We start from the raw sequence: 23,834 nt of genomic DNA on the forward strand, positions 1-23,834 counted from the left end.
GTCTATTTTAGATTAAAAAATTCGATAGTTTATTTTCGATTGAATAAGGCATATTTAACGCCTACAGAAATAAGACCATATTGATCATTATTTTTATTGATGACGCCATCCAAATTATCATTAAATGTCAAGGTGTGCTGATAGTTTACATTTATTGCCCACTGTGGTCCGTATAATGTTCTACCAAAGGGAATATCCAGTCCGACATTTAAAGGAAGTACAAAATGAATTTCGCCCAATTTATCAGAGAATTCTCCTCCTTGATTAATGATCGCCTCACTATATGCCGGAGATAAGTGTCTCGCAATGCGGTTTTTCACGAGTCCTGCACCTGCTCCCACATAGACGTTGGAAAGAATTCGTGAAAAAGTATTTGCCTCCAAGGTATAATAGCTATAATTGCCGGTATTTGCCAGAAACTGTCCCAAACGGAGCTTTCCATTAATATTTCCTGCAAAATAGCGATTCTTAAAGTCGCTTTCGTAACCATTACCAGCTAAAGTACCCTTCTCACCATGCAGACCAACGGAAATATAAGGGGTAATTAAATAATCCAATTCTCCATAAAATGCAAATTTAGGTTCTACATTACCTAAATCAGTTAAATTGATCGCTGTCCCTGCCCCTGCCCCAACGCTAATAGGTCTGGAAAACTGAGCTGATACAGAACCTGTTGTTAAAAAAAATAGTCCTACTACAGCGTATAGAAATTGTTTTTTCATCGATAAATATTTAAAGAGCTTAAGTTTAAAGTTTAGTGAATTATTTTGCATTGAGAATAGCCTTTGATATACATGATATAAGTTTGTACCGATTAGTCTTACTTAATTCAAAAACGCGCGATCTTAATAATTAGTATAAACAAAAAAAATCCCAAACCGACGTATCGATTTGGGATTCTGCAACAATAAGGCCAAAACCTCTATTATTCCAGTATTATTTAATATTTAGGCGATCTTTCAAATCTTGCCATACTTTGGCGAAACCTGTTTTTTTCTTACCCTTATCTCCATAACCGTAGCCGTAGCCATAGCCATAACCATAACCTCTTGCGAAATCAACATCGTTGACAACCGCAGCAAGGTTTTTCAATTTTCCATCGACATACAATTCGCGAGGCACCTGCAATAAACGCTTATCGAGGTAATTAACACGAGATACATACAACGTTAAGTCTGCATTATGTGCTATTAATAGCGTATCGGTCACCAAGCTCACCGGAGCTGTATCCACCAGAATATAATCATAGTGCTCACGAGAATATTTGATTACATCATCGAAATGGCCATTCATCAATAACTCTGCAGGATTTGGCGCGATATAACCCGAATAAATCACATCAAAATCATAATTCCCTGGTTTTTTAATAATAATATTATCGACATCCATATCCGGATTGATCAAAAACTGAGTAATCCCAACATTAGTATGTTGTAAGTGTGATAAACCCAAATAATCTAACACCTTAGGACTCCGGATATCAGCACCGATAAGTACTACCTTTTTTCCAGACATAGATAGTATCTGTGCTAAATTAGTCGTCACAAAGGACTTACCTTCCCCTGAAATTGTAGAGGTTACAAAAATTACCTTTGAAGCCTCCTTCTTATCAGCGCCAAACATAAAATTCATATTAGTCCGTAGGATACGAAATGCTTCCGCGAGTGAGGAACGATCATTTAGATGCACAATTGTATCCTCAGCCGTAGGAATTTCGCCCAGAACAGGAACTTTAACAATTTCCTCAATATCTTTACGCGAATGAATCTTGTTATCCAATAAAAATTTAAGATAGAGAAGAATAAAAGGAATTAAAAAACCAACAATAATTGCGCCCAATAATACAATAGATTTACGCGGTGAAACAGGCACTCCATTTCCATAAGCTGAGTCAATAACCTTCAAATTATCTGGTGTTGCGGCAGCCTTTACTTCACTTTCTTCCCTCTTTTGCAATAACAAAAGATATAATGATTCTACGATTTGTTGCTGTCTTGAAATCTTTTTAAAACCTTGTTCTTGGCTAGGAATTGAACTGATTCGCCCTTTAATTTCATTTGATTTTTGCTGTATACTATTTAAGGCTAGTTGGGTTACCTTTTGATAATTTTTAAGTGATTGACGAATATTTTTATCACTCTCAGCAATATTTTCGTTTAACGCCACTACTGCGGGATTCTGATCTGAAGCGGATTTCAATAAGTCGTCCCGTTCTAAAACAAGTTTATTATAAGCAGTTATTGCCGTTCCAATGGAAACATCCTGTAAACCTATGTTTGAAGGTAATAGTTTACCAACCTCCTGATTTTTTAAATAATCATTCATATGATCAACAAGCTGCAATTGCGTGCGGTATTCCAACACCTTTTTATCGTTGTCAGAAGCTGTGCTTAGAAACACGCCAGCCTCAGTAGCCATATCAACCATAGAATTTGCCGACTTAAATTCGGCGGCCTCCTCATCGGCTCCAGAAAGATCTTTGGAAATCAACATTAGACGTTTGTTAATAAAGTCCGATGTCGCACGCGTCATGCGCAATTTGTCATTGGTTAAGTCATTATTATAGGCTTCAATAAGGGAATTTAAAATTAACTCTGCCTTTTTTCCTAGAGTCGATAGCATCGAGAAGTTGACAACATAGGATTGCATTTCCTTACTTGGCATGATACTAATAGCTTTCAAATTCATATCAACCGCCCAGTCTCTAGGAATAACGTTGATTAAATACTCAACGTCGGAATCTATCTTTATATTTTTATTGGCCCCTCTCTTAAAAACTATAAAATTTCGTCCAATCCTGACATTTTTATCGAATCCAGCAGAAATATGCTCGCCCGACATTAAATCCGTAACTTTCAACAACTTACCATCAATTGAACTTACACGTAGGCTCAGTTTTATAGAATCTTGACTACTCTGAGGTTCAATAGTAAATGGCATATCTTTCTCCATGAGCTCAGAAGATCGAATCTTACCTTTGGTAGAATAGATAATGTTTAGATGATTTTGTTCGACTACTTTGCGCATTAACCTTCTTGAATATAACACTTCAATCTGATCAGTAACAAATGCGGCGCGACTTCCCCCCAAGCCGATGCTGCTACTTAATTCTGCAATACCGGCAAGTTCACCTGCAGATCCACTCCTCTCGTCCTTTAATAGAATTTTCGCTGTAGTACTGTATGTCTTTTCAGCGTAGCGCAAATAGATAACAGCAATTCCCAAAGCCAAGATTATAGTTAAAACAAACCACTTCCAATAAAAAGCATATTGTTCAAAAAGTTGACGTAAATTTGTTTCGTCTTGTTGATTTTCCTGAATATGAATAGATTTTTCTTCCATGAATTTTACTATCGCGTCAATACTGATATTACAGTGATTAATAAACTTGCAATCGAAATAATAATATTTGTATTTGCACCTAATTTCGAATTGTTGATCTGAGCTTTGTTTGGTTCAACATAAATCACATCATTTTGAGCCAAATAATAATATGGCGAATTCAATGTGTTTTGTTGAGTTAAGTCTAGCCGATGCATCGTCTTTTTTCCGTCGACTTCACGAATTAGCATAACATTTTCTCGAACGCCTCTAATGGTCATATCACCAGCCAATCCTAATGCATCCAAGACAGTAACACGCTCTGTAGGCAAAATAAAGGAACCAGGACGAGTAACTTCTCCTAGTACGGAAACCCTAAAATTGTTAAAGTTTATATTTACCCCAGGATCTTTAATATATTGATTCAATTCAATCCTCAATTTTTCAATTGCCTCTACACGAGTGAGCCCAGCGACATGTACTTTGCCGAGCATGGGAAGAGTGACATCTCCCTGTCCATCGACAGTGTAGGTCGGTCGTAACGCCATATCTACCGATTGGCTCATGTTATTGCTCATCATTGAACTAACAGGATTGAATGGTGCGGTGACCTTCGGATCTGCAGCAGTTACAACAATTGTTAAAATATCATTATTCTGAATTTTAGGTACATATTGTTCATATAATGTATTAATTTGGCTAGAATCTTGTTGAAGATATACCATCCTCCTGCGTGACCCGCAAGAGCTTAGTATCATTAAGAATGTTGCAAACAAACCTAATGATATACCATACTTTAAAAATAATCGCATTCGTTATTTATATTATTAATTGACTTAGTACTTTCGTTAACAAAAATATACTTTTTTATCAAACCATCCCCAAAATAAAGAAATTAAAAGTCTAATAAAGCTGCCTGACGAAAGCAAGATCTGTGCCTAAATTAATTCTATACATCTTTTTTATTTTTTTATCTAATTCAGTATCTAAATATATATCGAAAGTAAGCTCAAATATTTTCTTTAATTAGAGAATGTAATATTATCTTTTTGAAATTCACAAAAACAAGCAATATAAGAAGAAGCAATATAAGAAACTGTATTTCAACTAAAAATATCTTTGGCATAAGAAATTTAATATATATTTTTGGCAACAACAATTGCCATATTTAAAATGAAGAGTAAAAAAAATCTAATAGGATGCTTTATCTTATATTTTGTAATAATTTCATGTACAAAAAAAAGGAATGAAGAACAAAATACCCCTTCGCTCCCGCCGTTAGCGCAACTGGAAAAGAGGGACACAATCGGTAGCACGACAGATACTATCGCTTACGTCAACCGATCGCCAAATGCTTCTGAAATATTAAATTTCAATAATTATCTAAATAACACAGAAAATATTCATCCCAAAGTGCTTTATTTTTCGAAAGGCTGGAAGGGCTATAAATTTTGGATGGCATATACCCCTTACCCTCAAGGTGATGTTAAATATGAAAACCCTTGTATTGCTGTAAGTCAAGATGGAATAAACTGGGCTACTCCAAAAGGGCTAGAGAACCCATTAGATCTACCATTTGAAAACGGCTATAATAGCGATACTCATCTTGTTTATCGAGAAGATCTTGATATTATAGAATGTTGGTATAGACCTTACGATATAAAAACAAATAAGAACGCTATCTATAGGAGAGTTTCATCAGACGGTATCCATTGGCAAAATAGAGAGGTGATTTTTGATTTCAACGATGTGCAAATGCTGAGTCCCGCGATCAATTTTGAAAACGGGAAATATAAAATATGGTATTGCCTCGGGAATGAAATTCGATATATTGAATCTCTAGATTCTTCCGCAAAGAGATGGCCAAAAACTTTCCTTGCACTAAAATTCGATTGGTCTAAATTCTATCCATGGCATTTGGATGTAATTAAAACAGAAAAAGGGTATGAAATGATTGTTTGTGTTTGGGAAAAAGCAATAAAAGGGGCCAACAATAATAGTGCAGATTTGTTTTATTGTTCTACTGATGAAGCTAACAAGGTAATAGATCAACCGTATCCTATTTTAAAAAGAAACACGAATAAAGACGCATTCGACTATAGATCGATTTATCGAGCATCTTTTATTAAGGTTAATGGAAAATATTACATTTATTATTCGTGTATTTCCAACAATTGGACGAGATCTATGGCTCTTTCCTTTGGAAGCGATATAAATGACCTACACGGATATGTTAAGAAGTCAAAGTAAAGCAATTTCTTTCTACATGATACTCTTATATGCTAATGAACTAATGTGAACCAAATATTTCAATAAATTATTATATTTGGTCTATTATATGGATAATCAACTCCGAGATATTTTCTTTCAATTATTGCGTATCGGCCTATGGGGGCAAGGTGGTTTATCAACTTTTACACAGCTTACGGAGCGTGAATGGGCCCAAATTTATGCCTGGGCCATTCCTCATACGGTAGAAGGAATAATTTATGATAGCTTTGCTTTTTTAAATGAAGATCAACTACCTCCAAAATCTTTACGATTAAAATGGGCTGTACGTGTAGATCAGATAGAACGGTATAATATTCAGATGAATAAAGTAATAGCTTCCCAATATGAAGCTTTTACAGCGCTTGGCATACAACCTATCTTACAAAAGGGACAAGGTGTGGCACAGTTCTATCTTAATCCCTTACATCGAATATGTGGTGACATTGATTGGCATTTCGAGGATAATGGTTATTCTGTAGCTCGCAATTATATAAAAGAACAAGGTATAACTGTAGAAGATACAAAAAGCTTTAGCTTACATTACAACTGGAACAATCAGTTTATTGAACATCATAAGCAGCTTTTTGATCTGCGAAATCCTCTTATACAACCTTACTTACGTTCCATCTCTAAACTATACCTTAAGAAACAGGGTATCTTGAAAATTGAACATGTATCAGTACGGATATTAGCTCCAGAGCTACAACTTTTTCAGGTCAATTCCCATATATTGAAGCATTTAATTACCTTCGGAATGGGACTGAGACAATTTTGCGATTCGGCAAGATTGTATGCTCAATACAGTAATCAAATTGATGCAGAGGCTTTAAAGAAGATCTATCAAAAGACTGGAATTTTAAAATGGACACATTTACTCCACCAAATTCTAGTAGATTACATTGGATTGTCGAAGTCACATCTTCCTTTTGCATACCCTGCACATACTAACTCGGATTGGATGTTGGAAGAAATTTGGTATGGGGGTAATTTTGGTTATCACGACGAACGCTATGCTGAGGGAAAAGTAAATAGTACTGTATCGGTACATCCAGATGGCGCTAAACGGCTTTGGCGTAATTTTAAGCGCTACCTCCCCTATGCTCCACAAGAAGCGATCTTTTTTCCCATCATGCATTTCTATTCCAAATTCCTTGGGATAGACAGAGATTAAAAAGAAAAGAGCTTTTAAATAAATTTAAAAGCTCTTTTCTTTTTATTTATCAAAAACTTGTTCGATCTTGATGCGAATGCGTTCTTTCTCCGCCTCTGTTAAGTTTGATCCCGAAGGTAAACAAAGGCCTGTATCAAACAATTTTTCAGCGACATTACTTCCATAATATGGTGAGTTCTCAAACACAGGCTGCAAATGCATTGGCTTCCATAGTGGGCGCGATTCAATGTTATCCTCCAACAGCGCAAGGCGTAAATCTTCACGCGAGACACCTGTTAAAGCCTCATCAATCGTGATTGCAGCCAACCAATGGTTAGAATAAAAATCTTCGCTAGGCTCTGTTAACACGCGAACTCCATCAATACGAGCAAATATATCGGAATAGAACTTTGTCATACCGCGACGTGCTTCAATACGATCTCCCAAGACTTCCATCTGACCTCTTCCAATACCTGCACAAATATTAGACATTCTATAGTTATAACCAATATGCGAATGCTGATAATGCGGGGCATTGTCTCTCGCTTGTGTCGAAAGAAATACGGCTTTGTCTTTATCTTCTTTTGTATGACATACCAGAGCTCCACCACCTGATGTTGTGATAATTTTATTACCGTTAAAGCTTAATACACCAAAACGACCAAAAGTACCACATGCTTTTCCCTTGTAAGTAGATCCTAATCCCTCAGCTGCATCCTCAATTACTGGGATATCAAATTCCTTGGCCACAGCCAATATTTCATCCATTTTTGCTGGCATGCCATAAAGATGGACTACAATTATTGCCTTTGGTTTCTTGCCATTGGCAAAACGATCACGTATTGCTTCTTTCAGGGCTGTGGGACACATATTCCAGGTGTCAGCTTCAGAATCTACAAATACTGGAATCGCTCCTTGATAGGCGATCGGATTAGCCGATGCGGAGAATGTCATTGACTGGCAGATCACTTCATCACCGTAATTTACGCCGCATTCGATTAAGGCTAAATGCAAAGCTGCCGTCCCCGCAGAAAGGGCCACTACCTGAACATCCGAATTTAAAAATTTCTCCAAATCCTCTTCAAAGCCATTGACATTGGGTCCTAAAGGTGCTACCCAATTATGATCAAATGCCTCGTGGATGTATTTTAATTCATTTCCCCCCATGTGAGGAGAAGATAGCCATATTTTATCTGACATAGTGGTAAAAATTAACGTTACTTCTTTATTATTCTTCCTGGATTACCTACCACGGTACATCCATCTGGTATATCTCTAATAATCACGGCCCCAGCTCCTATCTTCACCCATTTCCCAATTGTTATCCCCTGAATAACACAAGCTCCAATGCCGACATGTGTCCCCTCTCCTACATGCACATTTCCTGCCAGTGCTACATTTGGCGATAAATGTACAAAATCTTCGATAATACAATCGTGATCTATTGAAGCATTTGTATTGATAATACAATGTTGACCAACATTCACGTCCACATTAATCGTTGCACCAGCCATTACTACTGTACCATTTCCTAAAATACTACGGCTAGAAATATTAGCCCCCGGATGTATTAAACTTGGATAAGTAAAGGAACGAGTTTCGTTTACTATTCTTTTCCTTACTTCATTATTTCCAATAGCAATAATTGCTTCAATTGGTCCCTCCGGATTTCTATGAAAAACAGTATATCCCAATAACGACGATTTATTTAAATCGGTATCGATAAAGCCTTCTATTTTTAGGTTATTACGCTCAGCAATTTCTGCTATTACTTTTCCATGGCCACTTGCTCCAAACAAATACATACTTAACAATTAGTTGTTTCCATTAAATGGTTCTATTGTAACATGTCCGTCGGCAGAAATTCCCTCTCTTTTAAATACTTTTTTAAATGTTGTGAAAAAGACATTCAAATCGGTAAGAAAGGAGACATGGTCTACATACCAAACGTCCAACTCAAATTTCTTGGTCCACGAGATTGCATTTCTCCCATTTACTTGTGCCCATCCCGTTATACCAGGCCTTACTTCATGACGGCGTCGTTGCTTATCATCATACAACGGTAGGTATTGAATCAAAAGTGGCCTAGGTCCGATAATTGCCATATCGCCTTTGAGTACATTAATTAACTGAGGAATCTCATCCAAAGATGTCTTTCTCACAAAAGATCCGATAGGTGTTAAACGTTCTGCGTCAGACAGAAGATTACCATTGGTATCTTTTTTATCATTCATTGTCTTGAATTTGATAATTTTAAAGATCCGCTCGTTTAACCCTGGACGGGCTTGAAAGAAAAATGGTTTGCCATCATTGGCAAAATAAAGTCCTATTGTCACAACAATAAAAATAGGACTAAGGACAATCAAACCTATAAGTGCAATAAAAAAATCGAAGAGTCTCTTAAAAAAATGCCTATACATTGTCTAGTCCTTTATCTTTTAATAAACTTTTGTATTCAGTCAGAAGGGCATCCCAAACGACTTGCTGTTCATAACGTTCGGTTATCATTCGTCTAGCATTTATTTTCATCTTTAAATAAAGCTCCTTATCTGTTATCATCATTTCCATTGCATCTTTAACTGCGTCCACATTTTTAACAGGAATGATTGTTCCATTTTTTCCTTCGATGATGATTTCGTTACAACCATTTATATCAGATACAATCGCAGGAAGCTCCATTGCCCCGGCTTGCATAACCACATTCGGGAAACCTTCTCGATAACTTGGAAATACCAATGCATTCGAAATGGCAAAATAGGGCCGGACGTCTTTTTGAAAACCTGCAGAGATAATACCCTCATTCTCATCAATCCGTCTTAACGTATCATTATGCAAAGGATCGAGATCACTCTCCAGCGGTCCAACCAACAAAAGTTTCACTGATGGATAATTTAATTGACAAAAAGCCTTCACAAGTTCATTTACTCCTTTATCGCCAACAAGCCTACCGACGAAGACAAAAACAAAATCATCATTTCCAATGCCCAAGTCATTTCTTAATAAGTTTTGCTGTTCTTCTGATATAACTTCTTTTGAAAATTGAGAGGTATTGATACCGTTCGAGGAGCCATTACCTATTAACTTTAATTTATTTAAAGAAGTATATTGATGAGAAACGATAAAATCGAATAAACCTTTTGAATTGGGATATACCTTTGTGGCCGCACTATAGGTAAGACGTTCGACAAAATCTAAGATCTTTCGTTTTCCCCCTGTCACTTCCATTAGTGGCATACCCGCTACGGTATGCAGTCGTATGGGAACTCCAGCTAATTTAGCAGCAACCATTCCTACAATGCCAGCCTTGGGTGTATGACTATGGACTATAGTAGGTTTTTCTTTTTTGAATAAACGATAAGCGGACCATAATGACTGAAGATCTTTTAAAGGCGTTATTTTTCTAGACATCTCAATTGGCACAACTCGAATACCCTCATGTTCTCGGACATCTTCCAATTCGCTTCCACCACTCGAAACTCCGATAACATCGAAATGATGCGATATAAACTTTAGTTGTCCTTTGAGCAAAGTCCTTAAAGAAATTGGCACTGTTGTAATTCGGACTATGCGATTTTTCATACTTTAAAATACTATTTCCTATTATCAAGAATTTTACTTGAAACTTTATCATAAACATTGCTACCAAGGTTTTTACGCCGCCAATTATTATCCAAAATTACTCCCCGTTCAATAAATCCTTTGTCGCTTGAATTTTGAATCGTATTTCCATCAATTAATAGTTCCCCTCCATCGGTTCCATTTAACAAAAACGCAGTATGGTATGTTATCGAATTATTCGCATTTGTATTTCCACAATCGATAACTTTATTGCCAGTAATTGTAATCTTTGGTGTTTCACCAACCTTTGAAGTACTTAATAAAACTCCCGAAGGAAGATTCTTAAATACATTGTTTTCAATAGTCAGGTTTTTAATGGAGGCACTTATTATAGATGGAAATGAATATTTTGAAGAACGGGAACCGACATACTCAATATAATTTTGCGAAATTACTAAATTATTTATTGGAGTCTTAACCTGTTTTGTTAATGAAAAAGCCTCGGTTGGAATTATTTGAGTTAACTTATTATTTTCTATAATAATGTTATCCATCGTATTATTGTTCCAAACCCAAAACTCAGCCAACCTCATTACATTATTACATGTATTGTTCCTATAAGAAGAATTTACATGAGAGGATACTGTTGCGACAATATTAAAGGCATTTTTAAAATTTGATATAGTGTTGCCCTCTACTCGAGCAAAATCAGAATGGCTTTCAATTGCCGTACTTACCGGAAGCTGATTAGATATGGGAGGATTATAGAAAGTATTATTATTACAAGTAAATCTTTCAGCTACAACATAGATACAACTATGATCGGTTTGAATATTATTTCCCTTAACACCATTTCCAACGTTTATAAACTTACAATTACTGACAACGACGTCGAAAACACCTTTGTTTTTAAGCGAACTTCCAAGCATGATGGTTTGTCTTCCGGCATTATTCTTAAATATTATTTTTGATATATTTACATTTCTGGCCCTTTTTGCTCCAATTGCGATATTTGCTCGCTTAATTACTTGTGGACATAAATTTGCTGTACCATTTAAATCTATAGTTAGATTTGAAAATCCAATATTTTCAACATAGTCTTCACTAAAAAAAATTTTAGGATCACCATTCTCTAATTTCCCTCCTGCTTGTAATAATACAGTTTTTTCGCCCTTTCCAATAAATGTTAGGTTTGAATATAAGGGTAAATATATTCCGTTGACAGTTGAAGATAACAGATATGTCTTAGCATCGAATACAATTTTACTAATCTTGTTATCGCGAGCATATTGTATAGCTTTTCTAATTGCAGGTGCATCGTCCGTTTTTCCATCCCCTCTTACACCAAATTGTGAAACATAAATAGTATTTTCCTGAGCAGCTTTTGGTTCAATTTTCGCTATATCTAAAACATTATTTTCTTTAACAATCTTCAATTGCTGCTCATCTTTAATTTCCGAATCTCGACTTACATCAGCTTTGGCTTTAAACTCATTAACTTGATGAAGATTGCTTACTTCTTTTTTTTCTAGCATAGAAAAAAAAGAATTGTTGATAAGAAAAGAAAAGAACACTATTAGAATAGCCATAATAATAAAGATTAATTTATTTAAATTTCTATTTTTCATTTAAGGAATGATAAATAGTAATGTATTTTGAAACCATGTTTTCGATAGAAAAATCCTTTGCCCTATCCAAGCATCTTTGTGCAATCATATTATAAAAAGCTTCTTCTTTCAATTTAATCACCAAATCTGCCAAAGCTTTATAGTCACCGTTTTTAAAGACCAATCCAAAACCTTTTACAATTTCACTTAACCCGGGAATATCAGACGCAATACAGGGTTTTCCACAAGCCATCCCCTCTAAAATAGCGAGCCCAAAACCTTCATGGTTAGAACTTAATATACAGACATCAGCATACTTTAATAAATCACTAACGTCACTTCGGTTTCCTAAAAACTTCACTTTATTTTCTATATGCAATTCTTTTGCCAATTCCTCATGGAAACTTCGTAATGTCCCATCTCCGACCAATAATAATTTTATGTCATCCGGTAACAATGAAAGGGACCTCATTAAAGTTTGCTGATCCTTTTGCTCTCTAAAACTCGATACTTGTATTAAAACAAAACTATTCTTATCGAAAAAATCAAATTTGGATATACTGTTTGTTGCTGTAAACTCTTCTAAATTTATTCCATTATATATAACGCCAATATCAGCACTTTTTGAATGAAGATAATTTGTTAAATTTTCATATGTCGCCTCAGAAATACAACCTATGTAGTTTAAAAATGAGTATATCCATTTATCGAAATATCTCAATCCGAATATATCTCTACGTCTATTATAAGTACTATGCTCGGTGTATACTACCTTACATCTTCTTCTAGAAAAAATACGTGCTAATACAACCCAGTATAAGGCCGGAAAAAGATGAGTATGAATTATATCATATTTTTTAAGAATGGGTATTATTTTAAATATTAAAACAGGGTTGTAAACGGACCCTTTGGTTAAAGCAATAAACTTCCCTAATGCTTTTCTTTCAAACTTTTGATAAAATGAAGAATTAGTCTTTTTTAATACCAAAAGATCCACATCTAAACCATGACGTTGATAAAAAGGGATACTTTCGACCACTAGCCTCTCTGCCCCCCCCATATCCAACGAATTAATTACATGTAATATTTTCATTGTACAATTTTTTCAAAGATATTTTCCCAACTTTCCAAAATTTCCTTCGGCTTAAATCTTTGAGATAACACATAGGCACTATCAGACATTTCACTTCGTAATTCCTCATTAGAAATAAGTTCGAATAACTTGTCCGTATATTCTTCCATATTTCCATCTGCAATTAAAACACCTGAATTTTCAGTTAAAATCTCTGATGGACCAGAATATATGTCAAAAGAAATACAAGGAAGACCAAAATTTTGCGCTTCGATGAGAACCATTGGCAAACCTTCAAAAAACGATGTCATACAATAGATACCCGCATTTAGTAAAAACTGTTGTGTACCGGCAGCGCCATTTTTCAAGATTATTGAGGTACAATTCTCCGAATGGATTAGCTCCGAATATGTCGACTCTAGATCCCCATACCCAACAATCTGAAGTTCCCAATCTTTAATATCGTATTTCCTAGACATATTTGACCAAATTCTAATTAGGCGTTCAAATCCCTTAACTGGAACATATCTTCCAATAGCAATAGCTTTCCTAGATTTGACAGAATAGGGATTATTTATGTTCTCATATGAACTAATATTGTATATAAAAGTAATTGGAGCTTTCATTTTTAAGTGTTCACGCCACATCATTACATCACGTTCTGTTAGAGTAACAATCATATCAGCATATCTTGCCGCCAACTTTCGAAAAAATTCCCGAGATTTTCTCCCATTATTGTTCTTAAAGTTGAAATGCTCCCATACGACGAGTTTGGTATTTTTTTGGATCCCTAACATTGGTAAAAATGAAAAAAGTAAGGAAATTGCTTCTACAGAAATAACGACATCTATTTTCATTTTTTTAATGAGCTTTCGGAACCGGAAAATCATTGAAAAATATTCCCTCTTATAAGAAAGGATATTTAAGTTTAAAACTGTAATATTTGGCCTAACGGCAAATGCAAAATCATCCACTTTATCATTAAGGGTTAGCAAGTAAATCTCGTGCGACGAGCTCTCAGCCAGCGAATTAATCAACGCAACAGTTGCACTTTCGACCCCACCCTTATTTTTCAATGAAGAGAGAAAGAATAAAATTTTCATAAATTACTTTATATTTGAGATCTTCATCCTAACCAAATAAGGATAGATTTGAACAACAATTAAATTGAAAAATATAGAAGCTATTAAGTCATTTAAGCTTGCACGAGGAATAAATAACACGAATGATGTTATTGAAAAATATATTATATATGTATTTATCTTTACATAATTTTTATAAATATTTATTTCGCTTTTCGCGAAAAGAAATCCTAAAAAGCCCAAAGCGAATAGAGAGCCTAAAAAGCCCAAATTCACCAAGGTGTCACCTAAAGCAGTTGTACCTACTCCATAAGAAGCTGATGAAATCCTGGTCGCAATAACTGCAGAATCATAAACGGCTGGATCCAAAGAAATAAATCCGGCCAAACCAGGTACAATTCTTAAAATACCGATAAAAAAGCTATAACCATACATTAAAAAGTCATGTTGATACCACTGGCTGAATAAAATTGATTGAGCATAAACGGAATTTGCCAACTCTGCTGTAAATGGGAAATAAGATTTAGAAATAACATAATTGTTATCAATTGTTAGTCCTGAATCCAAGATATTATTTATACCATACAATTTAAAAAGCGTTGCAAAAACCGTCAAAAACACGAATATTCCAACAACTACGATCGTTTTGATTCGTTTTTTGGAAAAGACAAAAAATGCGAATAGAAACGGCGTTAATGTTAAAATTACAAAGACACGGTTATGTGCTAGAAAGAAAATTATTACTGTTATTAACAAAAATGCCAAAAAACTTTTACTGAAAACACCTATAAAATCTTTAAGAGTCCGAGTCTTTTTTAGACTGTCCTGATTATTATATATTACCATTGATATATACACAATAGAAAGCCGACTGAAAAGTGCATAAAATGAAAATCCAATTCCTTCGAATCTAACTGTACCGTGCCCACCGTCAATGTATGAAGAATTAATATTGAAGACGAACATCACAAAACAAGAAACAATTACAACATATAATGGCTTAACGTTAAATTTTCTCGTTATTAAGACTTGAGTTTTTACAGCTTTATCTCTATTTTTTATATACCCAATTGTAACCCCAATAATAAATAAATCTAGAGCCAAAGCCGAAAAGCACACCATTTTATTTACCACAAAAATATCATATATAGACCTATATTGAAGTAAAATTGTATTATCAAATGCGATTTCTAATGGAATCTGAAAAGAAATTATAAATGACATCGCAAAGAAAAACAAGATTATAGAGAAATTATTATTCTTAATTCCTGTTTTATTCCTTACTAGAATAGAAATTATAAATGATGCTAACGTAAGAAGAGAAGAGGCCAATATGGTGAAACGATCAAAATTATTGATCGGATTTAATGTAAACAAAAAGAACTGCACCAAAAAAATTAGCAATTGAATTATAATCATCACATCTATTTCTTATTTCCCTTAAATCTAATCATATTTAGATATAAAAATGGAAAGAACCTTATTAAATAATAGAATTTAAGCCCCAATATGTTTTTGTAGGAATAGGATTTTAAGTGACTATCGATATCTCTCTTAAAATTCTGGGCATTTAATTTTCCTGCTCTTGCACTAAATGAAAAAAATGATTTAATCATATACTCAATTCTGCTCCGAAAGAAAATTCCTTTTACAAGATTTAAATCTTCGTAAAAGTCCAGTATATTCGCTGCCACGATGAGATGGTTTTTAGCATTATTATAACTAAATGCCCTAGCCATAGCTGAATTACCACGAATATAATAGTGATAACCGATTATAGAAATTGTCATCACCCTTCTTGAGACACTTAATGCACAGATTACAAATTCCAGATCCTCCGCATACTTTATACTTGTATTAAATCTAATATTGTGGTCGCTAATAATAGATCGGCGAATTAAATGAATCCAAAGTGTATAATTTTTTAAAGATCCAGAATTGTAAAATTCATCTAGATCCTTAAATTCCTTCGTCTCAAGAGGAAGTTGTTCTTTATCTGGTTTATTCTCTTCAACTGTTTTAAATCCAAATTGAACTACGTCGATACCAGTCAGACTTCTAGTTGACAAAAAATCCAAGCAGCTCAAATTGATATCATCATCCGCATCAATAAAATAAATCCACTCCCCTAAAGCGTGGTCCAATCCAAGATTTCTGGCTGAACTTACCCCACCATTTTCTTTATGGAAGACCTTTATTCTTTTATCCTTTATAGTAAAGCTATCACAAATTGCACCTGACCCATCAGTGCTCCCATCGTTTACAAGAATAATTTCAAAATCTCTGAAACTCTGAGACAGAATACTTCCAATACAAGCATTCAGGTATTTTTCCGCATTATAAACAGGAATAATTATTGATAATTTTGGTTGCTCCATTTTAAGCTTTTAAGAACTCATCCAACGCACTAAATTGCATCTGTGCATCTATCTTTTGCTGATCAATATTATATTTATTTAATTCTATCTGCTTTAAAGTTCTAGAAATATCTAGTTCTCCTATTTTTTTCATATCTATATACTCCCCGCCATACTCAATATCTTTAAGAACATTTGTCATCTTCTCACTATAAACTACAGGAAAAAGTTTCTGATTGTATAACATACTAAGAATCATTGCATGAAAACGTCCACAATACATATATTCCATTTCAGAGTAGTGTTTTAGAAAATCATCAATATCTCCTTTATAATAAACTCGATTGATGTTATCTTGTGACTCTAATAAGGCAATAACACTCTCTATAGCGTTTTCATCGCCCTCTTCTTTGCAAAATGAAAAAAGACTAATTTCAAACCCTTTTTTTTGATACTCTTTAATTAGCTCTGCATATTTACTGAAGTACCCTTGCTCCGAGACAGCCCCTCTAGCTGGAACTATAGAAAATCCGACAGTACTTGACCTAGTGTCATTAGGCTTCATTTTCATTCCAAAAACTACATCGGGAGCCAACCTTACATTGTCTAAATCCTTAAAAAGATCGAAAGAAAATTGTTCTCGGAAACATACGTCAGTTGATCTCTCAAATATGCCAGTATATTCTTTCAGATATTCAGCAGATCTATATGGTCCAAAGTTACATCCAATAAAATATTTGGGTTTATCTTTTAACTTCGACTCAATCAAGTGATAATATGCAATTTCGTTATCTAAACTCACATCTTCCGCAATTTGTATGAAAATTGATCCTCCTATAGAGACAAATCCATCCACTTTATCTAGAATATCTTTGTTTTGATCAAAAAAAACTTTTTGTATTTCCTTTTCAAATTTTTCGGGCCAATACTTCCTAATCGCTACCCTTTTTAGTTTCTTTAAAAATGAATCTTTAAACGATCCTTGATAAGTAGCCAAATTATTCCAGCGACCTGATTTCAGATAATCATTTTTTGCAAGAAGAAAGAAATTAACATATGGATATCTCTCGCAAATTATCTTCAAGAAAAGATCGTCTCCTAAATTTAAACGTGGGTATAACTTCAATAGAATATTCATACTAATTAAAATCAGGTTTTATAATACCAGCGTTTTTCGCCTCTAAATAAATTTTCCCATTGGTTTTAAGCCTCATATAGTCTTCTTCATTACGGCTTCCAATTATCTTGCAAGGATTTCCTACCACAATCGACAATGGAGGGATATCACCACTTAAGACAGCTCCCATACCGATAATACACCCTTCTCCCACAGTGGTCCCTGGAGCTATATTTACATTTGCACCCATCCAAACGTTTTCTCCAATGATTACTTCCTTGAAAATATATTTTTCATCATAAGGCAAATATTCGGCTTTTTTAAAATTATGATTTGCAGTATGAATATAAACATTAGGGCCAATTATAGTCCCCTTTTTTATTGTAAGTCCACCAATTCCATTAAGTACACCATTTGGGCCAATATGAATAAATTCAGCAAGGGAAATTCTTTCAGGAAAATTTATAACGACAGTATTGTCCAAATTTAAATTTCTGCCTCTATATTTTAATTTCTCAATTTTGCTCTTTAAAATAGCTTCTTTATACTTATTAAGTAAGCTATAAATAAGTCCTCCTAAGCGTCTATTTATCATTTTTCCTCCGTATTTTACTTCTCAATATACTTAAAATATGTCCACGCTCATTATTAGAAATCCCAAAAGAGAGAATTGCAAATATTGCATTCAAAATAATGATTGGAACGTTAATAAAAATATTTTCCATCAAAAATGTGCTCTTACTCAGCAAATAAATACATAAAATTAAAAATCCTACCGTCGCTATAATTCTTAGAAACACCTTTTTAAAAAAATCCGAGATATTAATTTGAAATTCTTTTTTAACAAGAAAAAAACGTAGTAAGAATGAAAAAACACTAAAAGTAAGCAAAATTTGAAATGCAACTGTTGGAGGAAATCCTAATTTTAACAAGATATAAGAACATGGCAATGTTAGAATGTTAAAACTTCCTATGATGACATTATAATATTTTATTTTTCCTGTTGCAAGTATACCGGTCATTAAAGGCCCCGACAAACTATCAATTAAAATAGTAATAAGACTAATCTTAATAAATAAAGAAGTATACTCAGGCACATGTCCAAGCCAAATTTTAAGTATTGTTTCAACGTTAAATATCAGTGGAAAGACTAAAATCATCATCAACAAGAAAGAGAATTTAGCCCCGAGAAACATTAAACTGACAGACTTTTCCTTATTTCCACCTGCATAGTTCTGGATAATCTGAGGATTCAATGCTGTCTGAAAATTAGAAACAAACTGATTTACAGCCCCTTGAACTTGCATAGCAATACCGTAAGAAGCATTTATCATGGTACCAAAAAAGAGATTTAGAATCATATTAACCCCTTGATTTTTGGCTACTAAAGACATCGTTCCAAATAAATTCCATCCAGAGAAAGAGATCAATTCAACAAAATAACTTTTATTATATTCAAATTTATACTTACTTTCTGGAAAATTTCTTTTACAATAGTATTTGTAGATATTTCTAATGATAAATACGAGGCAGAATGTCAATATCGAATACAATATTAATTTATCAACTCCGAACCATAGTAATGAAAACGCTACAACTAACTTCAACCCTGCTTCTAAAATTGATACATAAGCATAGACATTCATTCTTTCGCGTGCTAATATTAACGCATTATACGGAACTTGGATAATATCTAAAAATAAAGTCAATAAGGAAAATTGAAAGACGATATTTACGGCTATTGATCTTTCTGGAGGAAAAACCATTTTGTAATTAATATACCACAATCCAATTGTCTCACCTAAAAAAAACACTATAAAAGCGATTAAAAAGTGAACTGAAAGGGTTGCGCTAAATGTCTTCTGCAAACTATTAATGTCCCCTTTTCCAATATCAAACGATAAATAACGTTGGGTAGCTCCCGCCATCGCGGAATTAAGGAAACTCATCATAGCAACAATTCCCCCCACTACATTATAAATTCCATAGTCAGAAACTCCCAAAGCTCCTAAAATCACACGAGAGGAGTATAAAGTGACTCCCATGATTAGGAACATCCTTAAATATAGAAGAGCCGCATTTTTTGCTATTTTCTTGTTCGAGCTCAAACCTAATTTTTTTATAGTCTATTATCAGCCTGACCAGAAATAATCCCTTTCACATCATACACAACTGATGTCTCCTTTTTAAGAGAGTCTAAGTTTACACTTAAAAATTCTTTATGAGCAACCCCTAATACAATAGCATCAAACTTTTGAGCTGGTAATTCAATAACGCTATCTATATTGTACTCATGCTTTACCTCAAGAGGATTCGCCCAAGGATCAAAGGTGGTCACTTTAACACCATAATCTTCCAAGGCCGCGATCACATCCACAATCTTTGTATTACGCACATCAGGACAATTCTCCTTAAAAGTCACCCCTAGCATCAATACTTCAGCACCATTTACATTGATTCCTTTTTTTATCATTGTCTTCACAACCTGGGAAGCCACATACTCACCCATAGAATCATTCAAACGACGACCCGCCAAAATGATCTCTGGATGATAGCCATGCTCTTGTGCTTTTTGAGCCAAATAATAAGGATCAACACCAATACAGTGGCCACCAACCAATCCTGGTTTGAATGGTAAGAAGTTCCATTTGGTACCAGCAGCCTCTAAAACGGCATGTGTATCAATATTTAAGATATTAAAGATCTTAGCCAATTCATTGACAAAGGCAATATTAATATCACGTTGTGAATTTTCAATCACTTTAGCAGCCTCAGCAACTTTGATACATGGTGCCAAGTGTGTTCCGGCAGTAATCACCTCTTTATAAACGGCATCAACTTCCTCCCCGATCTCAGGAGTTGAGCCCGAAGTTACTTTTAATATTTTCTCAACCGTATGTTGTTTATCACCCGGATTGATGCGCTCTGGCGAGTAACCGGCAAAAAAATCCTCATTAAATTTCAAGCCAGAAATTTTCTCCAATACGGGTATACATTCTTCTTCCGTAACGCCGGGGTATACTGTCGATTCGTAAACAACGATATCACCTTTTTTCAAAACTTTACCTACAGTTTCTGACGCTTTATACAACGGTGTCAAGTCAGGACGATTATTCTTGTCAACTGGAGTAGGAACAGTTACTACATAAAAATTTGCATTTTCAATATCAGCTAGTTGGTTTGAACAATACAGGCCATTTGTATTTGTAGAAAACGGATTTTCATTGACTAAGGCAGCCTGCAAGATATCATCTTCAACCTCTAAAGTGAGGTCCTTACCTGCGCGTAATTCATCAATACGTTTTTGATTAATGTCAAAACCCAAAACTGGGAATTTCGTTGCAAATAATCTTGCCAAAGGCAGGCCTACATACCCCAATCCTATTACAGCTATTTTTTTCATTTCTTTTTCGTCGATTTAATTGATTAATTTCTATTTCAAATTATCCCAATACCATTTTACGGCCTCCTTCAACCCTTCACGGATGACATGAGTGGGCTCATAAGCCAATAACTGACGTGCTTTGTCAATGGACGCCAACGAATGCGGGATATCTCCCTGTCTATTTGGCCCATGAATAATTTCTACTTTCGCAATTTCAGCATCATATTCTGTCAAAAACTCTTTTAGGTAACCAACCAATTGATTCAATGTCGTACGGTCGCCAACAGCCGTGTTATATACCGTGTTAATTGCATCTGGATTTTCGGTAGTCATTGCACGCTCATTCATTTGAATGACGTTGTCGATGTAAGTAAAGTCTCGTGAGTAATCGCCAGTACCATTGATTACTGGACTTTCATGGTTCATAAATTTCTTAACAAACAACGGGATAACGGCAGCATAAGCGCCATTAGGATCCTGGCGACGCCCAAATACATTGAAGTAGCGCAACCCTATCGTTTCCAAACCATAAGTCTTTGAAAAAATATCTGCGTACAATTCATTAACATACTTAGTAATCGCATAAGGAGACAATGGCTTGCCTATGATATCTTCTACTTTTGGTAGATTTTCAGAATCGCCATATGTCGATGATGAGGCTGCATAAATAAAGCGCTTAACGCCTGCATCACGCGCAGCTACCAACATATTTAAAAATCCAGTTACATTTACTTCATTGGACGTTTGTGGATCTTTGATCGAACGAGGTACAGATCCTAATGCTGCTTGATGTAAAACGTAATCAACACCTTCAACAGCTTTTTGACAATCTGCATTATTGCGAATATCGCCTTCAATTAAGGTAAAGTTCGAGTTATCGCTATGTTGCTCCAAATTATAACGATGCCCAGTAGCAAAGTTGTCCAAAACAACAACTTGATGTCCTTTCCCCAAAAAATGTTCTACGAGATTAGACCCTATAAACCCGGCCCCGCCTGTAATTAAAATTCTGCTCATTTTTATATAATACCTATTTCAGTTCGTAATTTTATGTATTTTGACCAATTAATACTGCACCCCATTAAGCAATAAATATGCCTGAAATCATTATCCTGTAAAATTAATTCTGTTTAATAACTATAAATCTTATTAAAATTTACAGTAGTCTAAAAGTTAACCAATTGTCATTTAAAAATTCATATAGAATAGTTTATACGGACTACTAATAAGAGAGTACTACATTCCTGCTTTCTAATCTCGGTTTTAAATTTGAATATGCTAGATCCTGTATAGAAGATATATTTAATTCAAGACATTTTACAGCAGCACATGCAGCTGATTGCCCCAAAGTCATAAACACCGGTTCCATGCGAATAGAGCCATAAGCAGCATGTGTGGCTGACAAACAAATAGGAACAAATAAATTAATACAGTCGGATTTAGATGGGATAATTGATCGATAATCAATTCCATAAGGTTTATTTACTCTCCCATAAATAAGCCCTTCATTTCTAATAAAACCCTGCTCATCTACATAACGTTGAACAACATGGGAATCGATAGGATAATCTGCCATTCCTACAGAAAAAGGTGCTTGATTAATCCCCAAGCAATTTCTTTCCGTCATTACATAGTCACTGATCATCCTCCTTGCTTCTCTTACATATAGTTGATTGGGCCAATTCCCATTATCAGTAAATTCATCCTTCGCTAATCCCCATCTTTTATAATAATTTCTTATATTGACAGGAACCTTCGGATGATTAGCCAAAGTCCACAATAATCCAAGCTGATAAGACTTATGTTTTTTTGAAATTGCCTCCCTCAACACATAATCCCCATCAGGATATGCATAATTTTGCCCTACATAATCAGTAGAAATTGGGCCAGAATTATTTGAGTCTGTCTTATTATTTGGCAGCTTTTTAAAATCATTAAAAAAGAGAAATTTTCCGGGATTATTATTGATGTGACTGAACACTAATTCATAGTCTGATTCATTGTAATCTGTAGGTTTACTAATTAAAACACGGTTACTAGGTTCATCTGTCAAACACATTCGATAACAATATGCTTGTACTTTATTATCGGCAGTCCCATCTGCGAATGGCAATCTAAGAAAATCAGAACCTGACCTTATTCCATCTTGAAATTGATAAATGCTAGTAGATTGAGTACCCCTTTGAATACCATTAAAAGTTTCGCCATAAAGGCTATTACTTTCTCTTCCCACTGTATATTTTACACCAGCTTTAGCCATCAAATCTCCTTCGTAAGTCGCATCGATAAAGAATCGTCCTTTAATTTTTAGACCTGACTCCATAGTAATAGATGTGATTGCCTTCTTTGTATTTTTATTAACACCTTTATTTAGATCTAATCGGGAAGATTCAATAATTACAATCTTGTATTTCTCTAGAAATTGACGCATAACCGTTTGTGCCGCCTTAGGTTCAAACCAGAGCATCATACCATCTATTGCCGATCGCTGTAAGTTTTCATATGATGCAAGCTGTCCATACTTCCAGTTGCTTGGATTTTGATAATAAGTATATAACGCTGTATAAAACTCTTTTGATAATCCACCGATACTTTTAGGATTGGAAAGATCTGTAACTCCTAATCCATTTGTTGTAACCCCACCTAAACTACTTCCAACAGGATTTATCAGCACAGCTGTCTTCCCTGAATTCACCACTTCAACTGCTGCCATAATACCAGACATCGTTCCTCCATAAATAACGACGTCAAATACTTGCCCTGGATCAACATCTTCGGGATCCGGAATAGAATCTAAATCAACTACAGGAGGTAAATCGATTATATCCTTTTTACCACATGCAAAGGAACAGAATAGGACTGCAATAATTAAGAACCTTTTCATAATAACTTTTCATAATAACTTTTCACAAGG

The 23,834-nt window shown here is 34.7% G+C and carries 20 protein-coding genes; 2 read left to right on the forward strand and 18 right to left on the reverse strand.

Annotated features, from left to right (window positions below; translation table 11 throughout):
* Window positions 1–29: 29 nt before the first annotated feature.
* From HS960_RS19830 to HS960_RS19840, 3 genes are all read right to left on the reverse strand, one after another.
* Entirely contained in the window at window positions 30–722 is a 693-nt protein-coding gene (locus HS960_RS19830; RefSeq protein ID WP_182330480.1) for an outer membrane beta-barrel protein, read from the reverse strand.
* A gap of 214 nt (window positions 723–936) precedes the next feature.
* Window positions 937–3,342, reverse strand: a complete 2,406-nt coding sequence (locus tag HS960_RS19835) for a GumC family protein (RefSeq protein ID WP_182330481.1) — start codon at window positions 3,340–3,342, stop codon at window positions 937–939.
* Window positions 3,343–3,350: 8 nt separating this feature from the next.
* Window positions 3,351–4,133, reverse strand: a complete 783-nt coding sequence (locus HS960_RS19840) for a polysaccharide biosynthesis/export family protein (protein ID WP_182330482.1) — start codon at window positions 4,131–4,133, stop codon at window positions 3,351–3,353.
* A gap of 334 nt (window positions 4,134–4,467) precedes the next feature.
* Here HS960_RS19840 and HS960_RS19845 point away from each other — a divergent pair, with 334 nt between their 5' ends.
* Together HS960_RS19845 and HS960_RS19850 are read left to right on the forward strand one after the other, a co-directional pair.
* The gene (locus HS960_RS19845) at window positions 4,468–5,571 is read left to right on the forward strand and encodes a hypothetical protein (RefSeq protein ID WP_182330483.1); all 1,104 of its coding nucleotides are present in this window, start codon (window positions 4,468–4,470) and stop codon (window positions 5,569–5,571) included.
* An 88-nt stretch (window positions 5,572–5,659) separates the two neighbouring features.
* Window positions 5,660–6,763: a nucleotidyltransferase domain-containing protein gene (locus HS960_RS19850; RefSeq protein ID WP_182330484.1), complete on the forward strand. Its 1,104-nt coding sequence runs from the start codon at window positions 5,660–5,662 to the stop codon at window positions 6,761–6,763.
* Window positions 6,764–6,805: 42 nt separating this feature from the next.
* Here the strand turns inward: HS960_RS19850 and HS960_RS19855 are convergent, their stop codons facing one another.
* The 15 genes from HS960_RS19855 to HS960_RS19925 all read right to left on the reverse strand — a co-directional run bounded on the left by HS960_RS19855 (window position 6,806) and on the right by HS960_RS19925 (window position 23,804).
* Window positions 6,806–7,942 (reverse strand): aminotransferase class I/II-fold pyridoxal phosphate-dependent enzyme, encoded by a 1,137-nt coding sequence (locus HS960_RS19855; RefSeq protein ID WP_182330485.1) that lies wholly within the window; start codon window positions 7,940–7,942, stop codon window positions 6,806–6,808.
* Between the two features lie 17 nt (window positions 7,943–7,959).
* Entirely contained in the window at window positions 7,960–8,547 is a 588-nt protein-coding gene (locus HS960_RS19860; protein WP_182330486.1) for an acetyltransferase, read from the reverse strand.
* A gap of 9 nt (window positions 8,548–8,556) precedes the next feature.
* On the reverse strand, window positions 8,557–9,162 hold the full coding sequence (locus HS960_RS19865; protein WP_182330487.1) for a sugar transferase: 606 nt from the start codon (window positions 9,160–9,162) through the stop codon (window positions 8,557–8,559).
* Window positions 9,155–10,321, reverse strand: coding sequence for a glycosyltransferase family 4 protein (locus HS960_RS19870; RefSeq protein ID WP_182330488.1), 1,167 nt, complete (start codon window positions 10,319–10,321; stop codon window positions 9,155–9,157). Before HS960_RS19870 ends, HS960_RS19865 begins: the two co-directional genes overlap by 8 nt.
* 11 nt (window positions 10,322–10,332) lie before the next feature.
* Window positions 10,333–11,928, reverse strand: coding sequence for a glycosyl hydrolase family 28-related protein (locus HS960_RS19875; protein ID WP_182330489.1), 1,596 nt, complete (start codon window positions 11,926–11,928; stop codon window positions 10,333–10,335).
* Window positions 11,918–13,000 carry a glycosyltransferase gene (locus HS960_RS19880; RefSeq protein WP_182330490.1) on the reverse strand — a complete coding sequence of 361 codons (1,083 nt, stop codon included), beginning with the start codon at window positions 12,998–13,000 and terminating at the stop codon, window positions 11,918–11,920. Before HS960_RS19880 ends, HS960_RS19875 begins: the two co-directional genes overlap by 11 nt.
* Entirely contained in the window at window positions 12,997–14,082 is a 1,086-nt protein-coding gene (locus HS960_RS19885) for a glycosyltransferase family 4 protein (protein ID WP_182330491.1), read from the reverse strand. Before HS960_RS19885 ends, HS960_RS19880 begins: the two co-directional genes overlap by 4 nt.
* A 3-nt stretch (window positions 14,083–14,085) precedes the next feature.
* Window positions 14,086–15,480, reverse strand: a complete 1,395-nt coding sequence (locus HS960_RS19890) for an O-antigen polymerase (RefSeq protein ID WP_182330492.1) — start codon at window positions 15,478–15,480, stop codon at window positions 14,086–14,088.
* A gap of 5 nt (window positions 15,481–15,485) precedes the next feature.
* A complete protein-coding gene (locus tag HS960_RS19895) occupies window positions 15,486–16,439 on the reverse strand; it encodes a glycosyltransferase family 2 protein (protein WP_182330493.1) in 954 nt (317 codons plus the stop codon).
* Window position 16,440: 1 nt separating this feature from the next.
* On the reverse strand, window positions 16,441–17,556 hold the full coding sequence (locus tag HS960_RS19900) for a polysaccharide pyruvyl transferase family protein (RefSeq protein WP_182330494.1): 1,116 nt from the start codon (window positions 17,554–17,556) through the stop codon (window positions 16,441–16,443).
* Between the two features lies 1 nt (window position 17,557).
* The gene (locus HS960_RS19905; RefSeq protein ID WP_182330495.1) at window positions 17,558–18,130 is read right to left on the reverse strand and encodes an acyltransferase; all 573 of its coding nucleotides are present in this window, start codon (window positions 18,128–18,130) and stop codon (window positions 17,558–17,560) included.
* The gene (locus tag HS960_RS19910; RefSeq protein WP_182330496.1) at window positions 18,120–19,580 is read right to left on the reverse strand and encodes a lipopolysaccharide biosynthesis protein; all 1,461 of its coding nucleotides are present in this window, start codon (window positions 19,578–19,580) and stop codon (window positions 18,120–18,122) included. The genes HS960_RS19905 and HS960_RS19910 overlap by 11 nt, the downstream gene beginning before the upstream one ends.
* Window positions 19,581–19,654: 74 nt before the next feature.
* Window positions 19,655–20,938, reverse strand: coding sequence for a nucleotide sugar dehydrogenase (locus HS960_RS19915; protein ID WP_182330497.1), 1,284 nt, complete (start codon window positions 20,936–20,938; stop codon window positions 19,655–19,657).
* A gap of 30 nt (window positions 20,939–20,968) precedes the next feature.
* Complete coding sequence (locus tag HS960_RS19920; protein ID WP_182330498.1) at window positions 20,969–21,937, reverse strand: SDR family oxidoreductase; 969 nt, start codon at window positions 21,935–21,937, stop codon at window positions 20,969–20,971.
* Window positions 21,938–22,142: 205 nt separating this feature from the next.
* Entirely contained in the window at window positions 22,143–23,804 is a 1,662-nt protein-coding gene (locus HS960_RS19925) for an FAD-dependent oxidoreductase (RefSeq protein ID WP_182330499.1), read from the reverse strand.
* Window positions 23,805–23,834: the final 30 nt, after the last annotated feature.

It is taken from the genome of Sphingobacterium paramultivorum (genome assembly GCF_014109745.1).
Classification (GTDB): domain Bacteria; phylum Bacteroidota; class Bacteroidia; order Sphingobacteriales; family Sphingobacteriaceae; genus Sphingobacterium; species Sphingobacterium paramultivorum.